The sequence below is a fragment of the Kitasatospora sp. NPDC056783 genome (assembly GCF_042789895.1).
In the GTDB taxonomy this organism is placed as follows: domain Bacteria; phylum Actinomycetota; class Actinomycetes; order Streptomycetales; family Streptomycetaceae; genus Kitasatospora.
The window spans coordinates 1-11,838 of record NZ_JBHUAF010000267.1; the positions used below are offsets into that span (position 1 = coordinate 1).

Sequence of the window (11,838 nt, forward strand, 5' to 3'; positions counted from 1 at the left end):
CCCACCGGGGAGGGCCGCCCGTCGGCGTTCCGGGCGGTCCCGTACCGTTCCCGGCGGGCCCTGCGGCCTAGGTCTGCGGACCTGGGCCCGGGGCGGCCCCGGACGGACGCGGCGGTCCCTGCGGCGGCGGTAGTTTGGCGGTATGTCCAGCACCACCGGAGACCCCTGGGCCCACCAGGGCCCGCTGCCCGCTTGCGAACCGTGCTTGGCCGGGATCGAGGCCGTCAGCCAGGCACTGCTCGCCATGAGCCGGCACCTGGAGGTCCGCGAAGTGCTGCGCCGCATCACCGCCTCCGCCCGAAGCCTGCTCGGCGCCGAGTACGCGGCCCTGGGCGTGCCCGACGACCATGGTGGCTTCGCCCAGTTCGTGGTGGACGGTGTCACCGACGAGCAGTGGCGGGCGATCGGCCCACTGCCCCGGCAGCACGGAGTGCTCGCCGCGATGCTGCACGAGACCGGGTCCACCCGGCTCGTGGACGTCCGCAAGGCACCTGCCTTCGAAGGGTGGCCCGCGGCCCATCCGGACATGGACGCCTTCCTCGGCATGCCGATCCTGGACAGCGACGCGCCCGAGGACGAACCGCAGGTGATGGGCGTCATCTACATCGCCAACAAGCGGGGCGGCGGCCTCTTCACCGACCACGACGAAGAGCTGTTGCGGATCCTTGCCGCGCACGCCGCTCTCGCCCTGTCCAACGCCCGGCTGTACGAACGCAGCCGCGAACTCACACTGGCCGGCGAGCGCGCCCGGATCGCCCACGATCTGCACGACGCGGTCTCGCAGAAACTCTTCTCGCTCCGGCTCACCGCCAAGGCCGCCGCGAAGCTCGTCGACCGCGACCCCGCCAGGGCGCGTGCCGAACTCGCCGAGGTCGCCCGGCTGGCCGCCGAAGCCGCCGACGAACTGCGTGCCGTCGTCGTCGAGCTGCGTCCCGCCGCGCTGGAGGAGGACGGGCTGAGTGCCACCCTCGCCTCCCAGGTTCAGGTCCTCGACCGGGCGCACGCCGCCGATGTGACCTTCGCCGCCGACGGCGTCCGGGCGCTGCCACCCGCCCAGGAGGCCGCACTGCTACGGGTCGCGCAGGAGGCGCTGCACAACGCGCTGCGCCACTCCGACGCCCGGCGGGTCATCGTCACCCTGGCCGGGACGCCCGCACGCGGTGCCGTTCTGCGGGTGCGCGACGACGGGCGCGGCTTCGATCCGGAGTCCGTTCGTCGAGCCGGCCGCCATCTGGGCCTGGCCTCGATGCGCGACCGCGCGGCCGCCGTCGGCGGCACGCTCACCCTGGAGTCGGCCCCCGGCCGGGGGACGCTCGTCGAGATGGAGGTCCCCGGTGCCTGAGAGCACACCGTCGATCCGCGTCCTGCTGGTCGACGACCACCAGGTGGTCCGGCGTGGGCTGCGCACCTTCCTTGAGGTCCAGGACGACATCGAGGTGGTGGGGGAGGCGGCCGATGGGGCGGAGGGCGTCGAGCGGGCGCGTGAACTCGACCCCGATGTCGTCCTGATGGACCTCAAGATGCCGGGCGTCGACGGCATCGAGGCGCTGCGCACGCTCAAAGGGGAGGGCAGCCGGGCCCGGATCCTGATCGTCACCAGTTTCACCGAGCACCGCACGATGGTCCCCGCGCTTCGGGCCGGTGCGGCCGGTTACGTCTACAAGGACGTGGACCCGGAAGCGCTGGCCGGGGCGATCCGCTCGGTTCATGCCGGCCACGTCCTGCTCCAGCCCGAACTGGCCGAAGCCCTGCTCTCCGACGAAGGCCCACGCGCCCCGCAGGGCCGCGGTGGCACTCTCACCGAGCGTGAGCGCGAGGTGCTCGGTCACATCGCCGACGGCCGCTCCAACCGGGAGATCGCGCGCAGTCTGCACCTCTCCGAGAAGACGGTGAAGACCCATGTGTCCAACATCCTCATGAAGTTGGACCTGGCCGACCGAACCCAGGCGGCGCTCTGGGCTGTTCGCCACGGGGAGACCAGGGAGGAGTAGTGCGCTGGGGGCGCGCCGTTCGGCAGGGAAGCCCGAATGGAGGTGATGTGTCGCCAGACGGCCGTGTCCGGCCGGCTTCTGACGCCGACCCCGACGGGGCGGGTACGAACGCGCGGAGGTCATCGCGCTCGCCGCCGCCCCCGGGCCCCAGCAGCTCTCAGCGGTCGTCTCGCTCGTCGACGAGGGCGTTGTAGGCGGCCACCTGTGCGCGCCGGGCGGTGCGGCGCAGCGGGGCCAGGGCGGATTGGCGGGCCGCCATCTCGGTGGCGCTCACGGCAGCTCCGTGCCCGCCGGAGGCGATCGACAGCAGGGCCGACACCTGGCGTGCCGACTCCAGGACGCGAACGGCCCGGGGCGGGTAGCCGGGGGCGAGCAGTTCGCTGTGGCCTCGACGGCGGTAGGCGTCGAGTGCGCGCAGGGCCTCGGGTCCGGCGCCGGCCACGTCGAGACGGGTGAGCATGACGGTTGCCTCTCGCAGCCCGTCCGCAAGCTCACGTTCGGCCTCGTGCAGTGACGGTACGTCGGCCGGCGGTGTGTCGGTGACCTCGGAGCAGCGCCACAGCACGGTGGCCGAGCGATCGCCGACCGGGCCGTACACCTCCACCTCCGGCACCAGCCCGAGCGGTGCACCCACGGCCAGCACGGCCTCGCCCGCACTCATGGCCCGCTCGTTGAAGACCCTGGGGCCGGTCAGCCCGAGCGGATGCCCGGCTGAGGGCAGGGCGAGACGCAGGCCCTTCACCCCGAGCACCCGAAGCCGCCCCAGCGCCCAGGTCAGCCCATGCAGCTCGCCGGGCTCGTCACCCGGCAGTCCGGTCACCCGGTGGGACTCGTCCCCGGCCAAGACGGCCGCAGCGGCGTCGTCCGGAGGCACCAGGCCTGCCAGCAGGGCGTTGCCCCAAGCGGTGAGCCGCCCCGAACGGGGCTCTTCGTACGGATTGTCGGCAGGAGTCGCGAGCATCCGGCCAGCCTACGGAATCGGCGGTCATCCGCGTGGCGTAGGTTTGCCCATGCGTGTGCGGCGCACCCATCCCGTGCCCACCGGCTGCCGGAGTAGGCTCGCCGCCCGCACCGACGGCCGAGAATCTTGTTTTTTGGGGAAGGCATAGCCATGAGCGACGTGCTGGAGCTGGTGGACGTATCCGTGGTCCGGGAGGGGCGCGCGCTGGTCGACCAGGTCTCGTGGTCCATCTCCGAGGGCGAGCGTTGGGTCATCCTGGGCCCGAACGGCGCCGGCAAGACCACGCTGCTGCAGATCGCCTCGTCGTACCTGTTCCCGACCTCGGGCAAGGTCACGGTCCTGGGCGAGAAGCTGGGCGAGATCGACGTCTTCGAGCTGCGCTCGCGGATCGGTCTGGCCGGCGCCGCCATGTTCGACAAGCTGCCGGCTGAGCAGACGGTGCTCCAGACCGTGCTCACCGCCGCGTACGGCATGACGGTCAGCTGGCAGGAGAGCTACGAGCAGTCGGACGAGGCCCGGGCCCTCGCCCTGCTCGACCGCCTCGGTATGGCCAATCTCACTGGCCGCAAGTTCGGCACCCTCTCTGAGGGCGAGCGCAAGCGCACCCTGATCGCCCGCGCCCTGATGACCGACCCCGAGCTGCTGCTGCTCGACGAGCCCGCCGCTGGTCTGGACCTCGGCGGCCGCGAGGACCTGGTCCGCCGGCTCGGCGCGCTCGCCAAGGACGAGCTCGCCCCGGCGATGGCGATGGTCACCCACCACGTCGAGGAGATCGCGCCGGGCTTCACCCATGTCCTGATGATTCGCCAGGGGAAGGTGCTCACGGCTGGTCCCATCGACACCGAGCTGACCGCCCGGAACCTCTCCAAGTGCTTCGGACTGCCGCTCACCCTGGAGCGGCACGGAGACCGCTGGTCGGCCCAGGGTCTGCCGCTGGGCTGAGGCCCTGTCCGTCCGTCATCCGGAAGGCTGTCGGAAGCCGGTCGCACGCGCGACCGGTTTCCACCCCTCGACCTGCGGGAACTGTCCGCTTCGAAGGCCTTCGCTCCCTAGGATGGACGTGTGGACAGCTGGATTTGGTGGCTCTTGGCCGCCGCAGGGCTTGGCATACCGCTGGTGCTCACCGCGGTGCCGGAGTTCGCCATGTTCGCGGTGGGTGCTCTGGTTGCCGCCGGTGTGGCGGCACTGGGTGGCGGAGTGGTCCTGGAAACCCTGACCTTCGTCGCGGTCTCGGCCGCGATGGTGGTTTTCGTCCGCCCGATCGCCCGTCGGCAGTTGGAAAAGGGTCCGCAGGTCAAGATGGGCATCGAGGCGCTCCAGGGCGCCACCGCGGTCGTCGCGGAAACCGTCGACGGGGAGGGCGGGCGGATCAAGCTGAACGGCGAGATCTGGTCGGCCCGTGCGCTCCACCCGGGCCAGGTGTACGAGCCTGGGCAGCAGGTCGACGTCGTCGAAATCCAGGGCGCGACCGCCCTGGTCGTCTAGGGGAGAGTCCGTGGAACCCGTCCTTATCGTTTTGGTCGTCCTGGTCGTGGTGGCCTTCATCGCGCTGATCAAGACGATCCAGGTCATCCCGCAGGCCAGCGCCGCGATCGTGGAGCGCTTCGGCCGCTACACCCGGACGCTCAACGCAGGGCTGAACATCGTCGTCCCGTTCATCGACCGCGTCCGCAACCGGATCGACCTGCGCGAGCAGGTCGTGCCGTTCCCGCCGCAGCCGGTGATCACCCAGGACAACCTGGTCGTCAATATCGACACCGTCATCTACTACCAGGTCACCGACGCCCGCGCCGCGACGTACGAGGTCGCCAGCTACATCCAGGCGATCGAGCAGCTGACCGTCACCACCCTGCGCAACATCATCGGCTCGATGGACCTCGAGTCCACCCTGACCTCGCGCGAGGTCATCAACGCCGGCCTGCGCGGCGTTCTGGACGAGGCCACCGGCAAGTGGGGCATCCGGGTCAACCGCGTCGAGCTGAAGGCGATCGAGCCGCCGACCTCCATCCAGGACTCGATGGAGAAGCAGATGCGCGCCGACCGGGACAAGCGCGCCGCGATCCTCACCGCCGAAGGTCAGCGCCAGGCCCAGATCCTCAAGGCCGAGGGTGAGAAGCAGGCCGAAGTGCTCAAGGCCGAAGGTGAGGCGCAGGCCGCGGTCCTGCGCGCGGACGGTGAGGCGGCCGCGATCCGGACGGTCTTCGAGGCCATCCACGACGGTGACGCCGACCAGAAGCTGCTCGCCTACCAGTACCTCCAGACCCTGCCCGAGCTGGCCAAGGGAGACTCCAACAAGCTCTGGATCATCCCCAGCGAGGTCGGCGACGCGCTCAAGGGCCTCGGCGGAGCCTTCACCGGCCTGACCGGCAACGGCGGGATGAACGGCGGCGCGGTCGCGGCGCCCAGTGTTCCGCAGACGGCTCCGGCGGCCACCCAGGTGCCGCTCGACCCGGCGTCCGGCCCGCGGCCGGTGGACACCGAGAAGGGCGCTGCCCGCCCCCGGGTGGACCCGGTGCGGGAGTACCCGAAGATCGACCCGGAGTGATCGGTCGGATCGTGTTTCACCGAGGGCCCGTCGCCGAGAGGTGGCGGGCCCTCGGGCTTTCGCGGCGCCGGAGCGTACGCACCGGCGTGACGGGGGCACTGTGGCGTGCGTCCCGAATCGCGGGCGACTCTGGTCGGCCCACTAGGTGGTCCGGCATGATCCCCTCGGACAGGACCGAGAGGAGAGGTGACCCATGACGCTCTGGGAGTCGATCGCTGTTCTGGTGGCCGGCGTCGGCGCCGGGATGATCAATGTGATCGTCGGCTCCGGCACTCTGATCACCTTTCCGGTCCTGCTCGCCGTGGGCATTCCACCGGTCACCGCCAACGTCTCCAACTCCTTCGGCCTGGTGCCCGGGTCGCTCAGCGGTGTGATCGGCTACCGCCGTGAACTGGCCGGCCAGGGCCGCCGCGTGCTGCGCCTGGGCAGCGCGTCGCTGCTCGGGGGGCTGGTCGGGGCGCTGTTGCTGATCAAGTTGCCGAAGGGGGCCTTCGACGCGATCGTCCCGGTGCTGATCCTGCTCGCGCTCATCCTGGTGGTGATCCAACCCCGGGTGGCCAAGGCCGTCGCCGCCCGTCGCCGCCCCGGTGGAGACCCGGACGGCAGCCTGGTGCTGCTGGTCGGGGTGTTCCTCACCGGCATCTACGGCGGTTACTTCGGCGCCGCGCAGGGCGTGCTGCTGATGGCGCTGATGGGCATGCTGCTCCAGGAGGACCTCCAGCGGATCAACGCGGTGAAGAACGCCCTGGCGATGATCGTCAACGGCGTCGCCGCGCTCTTCTTCCTGTTCACGTCGACCGTGAACTGGGCCGCGGCCGGCCTGATCGCGGTGGGCTCACTGGTCGGCGGCCTGGTCGGAGCCAAGGTCGGCCGCCGCCTCCCACCGGCCGCGTTGCGCGCCGTCATCGTGGTGGTCGGCCTCGCGGCCGTCACCAAGCTGCTGGTGAATTGAACGACTGTCAGTCTGGGTGGGAATCGGAGAAATGCGTCATGGCCCTGGAGATGCGTGAGACCTGCGAGCGCTGCGCGGTGTCGCTGACCGTCGACAGCCGCGCCTCGATATGTTCCTACGAGTGCACCTTCTGCTCGGACTGCACCGAGGCCATGGCCGCCACCTGCCCCAACTGCGGAGGCGAGCTGGTGGCACGTCCGCGCCGGAAGACCGCCTGACCCAGAATCCCGAGCACCCCGGGATCCCGGCACCCGGACCGACGAGCCACCAGGAGCGCGGAGATGACCAGCAGGGCACGGCTGAACGAGGACGAGATCACGGCGGCCATGGCCGCACTGCCCCAGTGGACACGGGAGGGCGACAGCATCACCCGCAGCGCCGACGCCCCGGACTTCCCGGCGGCGATCCGGGTGGTCGGCGCCGTCGCCGAGCAGGCCGAGGCCCTCGATCACCACCCCGACATCGACATCCGCTGGCGCACGCTGCGATTCGTCCTGTCGACCCACAGCGCCGGCGGCCTCACCGTTCTGGACTTCACTCTCGCGGCCCGGATCGACGAGATCCTGCGCGCGGAGTCGGCGGCCTGACGCGGATCGGCCGAGAGCTCCGGGCCGTACGGCGGAGGGCCGGGCCCGTGCCTTCGGGCGGGCGTGAGATGCTGACTGCCGCATCGGCAGGCAGACGGGCTCGGAGGGACGGAACGGATGGCGCAGGAGCCCTTCGGAGACGCCCACTCCCCGCAGCCGTGGCAGTCCCGGAGTCACCCGGACTGGCAGCACGGCGGATACGGCGGACACTCCGAGCAGGACCGGGTACCGCAACAGTCGCCCCAGTGGCAGCAGGAGTCGGCCTACGGCCCGGTCGATCACGGGCAGCAGCCGCAGTACGGCCAAGACGTCCACGCGCACGGGCACCCCGGCTACGATCAGGCCGGTTACGACCAGACTGGCCACGACCAGGGCGGATACGGCCGAACGGGCTACGTCGAAGGCGGCCACGTCCAGAACCAGTACGTCGGTCAGGAGCAGTACCAGTCGTACCCGCAGTACCCGGGCCACGGGCAGCAGTTCCAGCCCTACGCGCCGTACGCCGACTACGAGCAGCCGTCCGGGGAGGGCCTGTACGTCCCGGAGGGCGCGGAGTACTCGGTGGACGGCTACGTGCGCATCGAGGAGGGCGAGGCAGCTCCCGGCCCCGAGAAGACCGAGGCGACATCTCCGGAACGGCCCTCCGAACTCCCGGCCGAGCCCGCCGCGCCGTCGCGGGCCGAGGCCCGGCGGGGTGCCGGCGGTGGTACCCGCTCGCGCTCCGGTTCCGGCGCCCGGTCCGGCTCATCGCTCTCCGTCACGGCCCGCAAGGCCGCCGGCGCGGTGCTGTCCGGCGAGCACGTGCCCAGTCGCAGGGCTCTGCTGGTGCGGGCCGGCGCCGGGGTGGCCGCGCTGGGTGTGCTGGTGGGGGCGGGGCTGATGGTCGGTGCCGAGAGCGGCGGCAGCGCGGCGGCGAGCAGTGGCGGCGAGCCGGGCTTCGCGGTGGCGCACAACCGGGCGTGGGCCGCGCAGCCCGCCGCGGCCGGCGCGTCCGCGGGCGACGACACGCTGATCGGCAGCTGGCTGCTGGCCGACACCGTGGTGCGGGCCGACGGCTCCGGGGTGCACGCGTACGACCGGGCGGGCGGCAAGCCGGCCTGGTCGATGGAGCCGCCGGCCGCCGGGGCCGTCCCGTGCGGGCTGTCGGCGGGGGTGAACCAGGCGGGCCTGGGAGCGGCGCTGTTCCGCCCGCAGGCCGATCCGAAGAGCCCGTGCACGCTGCTGGCCGCCGTGGACACCAAGACCGGCAAGACCGTCTGGACCAAGACCCTCTCGGACACCAAGGGCACCTATTCCGCCCGGGTGGGCGTCATCGAGGACAAGGTGGTCGCCGTCGGTGACGACCGGGCGCTGGCCTGGGAGTCGACGGACGGGAAGGACGTCTGGCAGTACACCGGGCAGGGCAAGTTCTGCACCCTCTCCGGGGGCGTCAGCGGCAAGACCGTGCTCGTCGCGTCCTCCTGCGCCGACTCGACCCCCACCGACCAGGCCGTCGCGCTGAACGTCGCGGACGGCAAGGTCAGCTGGTGGCGGGGCCTGAACAACCAGCCGAAGACGGTGACGGTGCTCTCCGTGGAGCCGCCCGTGGTGCTCACCACCGGGGAGAAGCCCGAGAACGACCGGGTGTTCGCCTGGGGTGCGGCCGGAGATCCGGCTGCCGAGATCCCGGTGTCCGTCGACGGGGGCAGACTGGACGTCGCGCACGGTGCGTTCTCGGCCACTCCCGGCGTGTACTTCGAGGGCCGCACGATGGTCACCACCATCGCCCCGCCGAACGGCGGCGGACCGGTGTCCGCGGTCGGTTACGACCTGGACACCGGAAAACAGCGCTGGAAGGCGCCGACGGCCGCCAAGGGCGCCGCCCGGGCGGTCGGCATCGACGGCGGATCGCTGGTGCTCGCCGCCGACGAACGCCGTGACCAGCCCGCCCGCCTCAGCAGGTTCCCCCTGGCCGGCGGCGAGGAGGCGACCGGCGGCAACTTCCCGCCGGGCACCGGCTCGCTGCTGATCTCCGGACGGGTGCTGATCGGCGGCGGACAGGTGGTCGTGGTGCCCGAGCACTCGGCCAACTACGGCACGGCGGCGGGCTACCAGGCGAAGGGCTGAGACCTTCCGGCCTCCCGCACCCGCCGTCCTTCTCGCGCCACGGCCTCCCGCACCGCCTCCGTTCCCACCTCGAGAGTGCCATCACGTCGAGGGCACTCTCGATCCCTGCGGGGCCTCAGGCCGCGGAGACGGGGCGGCCCGGTACGGCCGGCAGCCAGTCGGCGAGGTCCCGGACCTCCGAGCCGCGCAGCCCCAGCGCCAGCATCAGGCTGGCCTGCGGCGTCGGCACGAACGGGCGGCGCAGCAGCTTCATCCCCGCCTGCTCCGGCGTGCGGTCCGCCTTGCGCTGGTTGTCCTCCGCGCACGCGGCCACGGTGTTCAGCCAGCTGTCCGCGCCACCGCGGGACCTCGGCTGGAGGTGGTCCACCGTGGTGGCCCGCCGGCCGCAGTACGCGCACAGGTGCTGGTCCCGGGCCAGGACACCCCGCCTCGACCACGAAGCCTGTTGTCGGAACGGCACCCGTACGTACCGTTGCAGTCTGATCACCCGTGGCACCGGGACGGTCACGCCCGTACCCCGGATCGAGCGGAGCGGGTGCGCCTGCTCCACCACCGCCTTGTCCTGGAGCACCAGGACGACGGCGCGCTGGAGCGACACCGTCGTCAAGGGCTCGTAGCTCGCGTTCAGAACCAGCGTGTTGCGCACTCGGCACACCCTTCCCCCGGGCGTGCCACGGCGGCACGACCGTCTCCACACACGTCACTGCCGCCGCACGGCGGTGGAACCACTCTGAATGGACCCGCAGCCGTCGAACAACGGAATTTCCGGTATCGGAGAGGGGCTCGGGGGAGTGGGCCGGGTGCCCTGAGGGACGCTTCGCGGGTGTCTCGGGGGTGCCGGGCGGGTGCCTCGGGGAAAACTCGCCGGCAGGAACCGCGTAGGCTCTAACAGGCTGGAGTCGTACCGACCCGGGGCCCGATCGAACCGGGCCGTCGCCGGGCGGGCGCCCGATCGAAGGAGAAGCGTGACCGTGACGGACATCGTCGACGAGCTGCGGTGGCGTGGGCTGATCGCCCTGTCCACTGACGAGGACGCACTGCGCAAGGCGTTCGCGGACGGCCCGGTCACGTTCTATTGCGGCTTCGACCCGACGGCCCCCAGCCTGCACCTCGGCAACCTGGTGCAGATCCTCACCATGCGCCGCATCCAGCAGGCGGGGAACCTCCCGCTCGGTCTGGTCGGCGGTGCCACGGGCCTGATCGGTGACCCGAAGCCCACCGCCGAGCGCGTGCTCAACGATCCCGAGACGGTGGCGGGCTGGGTCGAGCGTCTGCGTGGCCAGATCTCGCGCTTCCTCGACTTCGAGGGCCCGTACGCGGCCCGCATGGTCAACAACCTGGACTGGACGTCCGGGATGTCGGCGATCAGTCTGCTGCGCGACGTGGGCAAGTACTTCCGGGTCAACAACATGATCGCGAAGGAGGCCGTCGCCCGACGGCTCAACTCCGACGCCGGCATCAGCTACACCGAGTTCAGCTACCAGATCCTCCAGGGCATGGATTACCTGGAGCTGAACCGCCGCTACGGCTGCGCCCTGCAGACCGGCGGCAGCGACCAGTGGGGCAACCTGACCGCGGGCGCGGACCTGATCCGCAAGGCCGACGGCAAGTCCGTCCACGCGCTCGCCACACCGCTGATCGTCAAGGCCGACGGCACCAAGTTCGGCAAGACCGAGTCCGGAACGGTCTGGCTCGACCCCGAGCTGACCACCCCGTACGCCTTCTACCAGTTCTGGCTGAACGCGGACGACCGGGACATCCCCAACTTCCTGCGGATCTTCAGCTTCCGCTCGAAGGAGGAGATCGAGGAGCTGGAGCGCGAGACCACCGAGCGTCCCGCCGCCCGTCTCGCCCAGCGGGCCCTCGCCGAGGAGCTCACCACGCTGGTCCACGGTGCGGAGCAGTACGAGCGCGCGGTCGCCGCGTCCAAGGCGTTGTTCGGCCAGGGCGACCTCGCCGATCTGGAAGCCCCGACCCTGGCAGCTGCCCTGGCCGAGGTTCCGAAGGCCGAGGTGTCCGAACTCCAGTCGGTGGTCGACCTGCTGGTCGCCGTGGGTCTCTCGCCGAGCCGCTCGGCAGCCCGCCGGACGATCAAGGAGGGCGGTGCCTACCTCAACAACGTCAAGGTGACGGATGAGGAGGCGGCGCCGACCGAGGCCGACTTGCTGCACGGCCGCTGGCTCGTGCTGCGGCGCGGCAAGCGAAACCTCGCGGCGGTGGAACTGGCCGTCGCCGGCTGACCGGTCGACGAACCGGTCAGGCCGATGCCTGGCTGAAAACACACCTGCTCTGACCTGCGGCTCAGAGCATCGAGGGCCGGATCTGGACAGATCCGGCCCTCGACGTTTGACGATGTCCTCCGGGTGGCCTAGTGTTGAACGAGTCGCTGGAGCGGCCATCTCATTCAGCAAGACCCACTCTCACTCTGATCCCCATGAAGATGGGTTCGTTGGCGTTTCCGCCGACGGGGGCGGGAGTGAATTTCGAGTGAAACTCGGAATGCGCTAATGTAGTGGACGTCGCGAAAGCGGCCCCGGCCAGTTCGGGAATTGGATGAATGAAACTCCGGAAAACGGGGCGGAAAACATCTGGTAAGCTGGAAACACGAAAGAACGAAGCCCGGAGGGCCTGCTGGAAGGCAGTCCGAAGGAAGCGTCCGTTCCTTGAGAACTCAACAGCGTGCCAAAAGTCAACGC

General features: G+C 70.9%; 13 protein-coding genes. 10 read left to right on the forward strand and 3 right to left on the reverse strand.

Annotated features, from left to right (window positions below):
• Positions 1–244 precede the first annotated feature (244 nt).
• Together ACFRMQ_RS29110 and ACFRMQ_RS29115 are read left to right on the forward strand one after the other, a co-directional pair.
• Complete coding sequence (locus tag ACFRMQ_RS29110; RefSeq protein ID WP_380733651.1) at positions 245–1,342, forward strand: GAF domain-containing sensor histidine kinase; 1,098 nt, start codon at positions 245–247, stop codon at positions 1,340–1,342.
• Positions 1,335–1,991 (forward strand): response regulator, encoded by a 657-nt coding sequence (locus ACFRMQ_RS29115; RefSeq protein ID WP_380733641.1) that lies wholly within the window; start codon positions 1,335–1,337, stop codon positions 1,989–1,991. The genes ACFRMQ_RS29110 and ACFRMQ_RS29115 overlap by 8 nt, the downstream gene beginning before the upstream one ends.
• 157 nt (positions 1,992–2,148) lie before the next feature.
• On the opposite strand, the gene ACFRMQ_RS29120 is transcribed toward ACFRMQ_RS29115, so the two are convergent.
• Positions 2,149–2,952, reverse strand: a complete 804-nt coding sequence (locus tag ACFRMQ_RS29120) for a hypothetical protein (RefSeq protein WP_380733642.1) — start codon at positions 2,950–2,952, stop codon at positions 2,149–2,151.
• 150 nt (positions 2,953–3,102) lie between these two features.
• Here ACFRMQ_RS29120 and ACFRMQ_RS29125 point away from each other — a divergent pair, with 150 nt between their 5' ends.
• From ACFRMQ_RS29125 to ACFRMQ_RS29155, 7 genes are all read left to right on the forward strand, one after another.
• Complete coding sequence (locus tag ACFRMQ_RS29125; RefSeq protein ID WP_380733643.1) at positions 3,103–3,894, forward strand: ABC transporter ATP-binding protein; 792 nt, start codon at positions 3,103–3,105, stop codon at positions 3,892–3,894.
• 120 nt (positions 3,895–4,014) lie between these two features.
• The gene (locus ACFRMQ_RS29130; protein ID WP_380733644.1) at positions 4,015–4,437 is read left to right on the forward strand and encodes an NfeD family protein; all 423 of its coding nucleotides are present in this window, start codon (positions 4,015–4,017) and stop codon (positions 4,435–4,437) included.
• A 10-nt stretch (positions 4,438–4,447) separates the two neighbouring features.
• The gene (locus tag ACFRMQ_RS29135) at positions 4,448–5,497 is read left to right on the forward strand and encodes an SPFH domain-containing protein (protein ID WP_380694245.1); all 1,050 of its coding nucleotides are present in this window, start codon (positions 4,448–4,450) and stop codon (positions 5,495–5,497) included.
• Positions 5,498–5,690: 193 nt separating this feature from the next.
• Positions 5,691–6,449, forward strand: coding sequence for a sulfite exporter TauE/SafE family protein (locus ACFRMQ_RS29140; RefSeq protein WP_380733645.1), 759 nt, complete (start codon positions 5,691–5,693; stop codon positions 6,447–6,449).
• 38 nt (positions 6,450–6,487) lie between these two features.
• Entirely contained in the window at positions 6,488–6,667 is a 180-nt protein-coding gene (locus ACFRMQ_RS29145; RefSeq protein WP_380733646.1) for a DUF1272 domain-containing protein, read from the forward strand.
• A gap of 63 nt (positions 6,668–6,730) precedes the next feature.
• The gene (locus tag ACFRMQ_RS29150; protein WP_380733647.1) at positions 6,731–7,036 is read left to right on the forward strand and encodes a 4a-hydroxytetrahydrobiopterin dehydratase; all 306 of its coding nucleotides are present in this window, start codon (positions 6,731–6,733) and stop codon (positions 7,034–7,036) included.
• 117 nt (positions 7,037–7,153) lie between these two features.
• Positions 7,154–9,142 (forward strand): PQQ-binding-like beta-propeller repeat protein, encoded by a 1,989-nt coding sequence (locus tag ACFRMQ_RS29155; RefSeq protein ID WP_380733648.1) that lies wholly within the window; start codon positions 7,154–7,156, stop codon positions 9,140–9,142.
• A 115-nt stretch (positions 9,143–9,257) separates the two neighbouring features.
• Here the strand turns inward: ACFRMQ_RS29155 and ACFRMQ_RS29160 are convergent, their stop codons facing one another.
• On the reverse strand, positions 9,258–9,788 hold the full coding sequence (locus ACFRMQ_RS29160; protein ID WP_380733649.1) for an HNH endonuclease: 531 nt from the start codon (positions 9,786–9,788) through the stop codon (positions 9,258–9,260).
• Positions 9,789–10,113: 325 nt separating this feature from the next.
• Here ACFRMQ_RS29160 and tyrS point away from each other — a divergent pair, with 325 nt between their 5' ends.
• Complete coding sequence (tyrS, locus tag ACFRMQ_RS29165) at positions 10,114–11,382, forward strand: tyrosine--tRNA ligase (RefSeq protein ID WP_380733652.1); 1,269 nt, start codon at positions 10,114–10,116, stop codon at positions 11,380–11,382.
• Between the two features lie 160 nt (positions 11,383–11,542).
• Here tyrS and ACFRMQ_RS29170 read toward each other — a convergent pair.
• On the reverse strand, positions 11,543–11,838 hold a 296-nt coding region (locus ACFRMQ_RS29170), incomplete at its 5' end, for a hypothetical protein (RefSeq protein ID WP_380733650.1).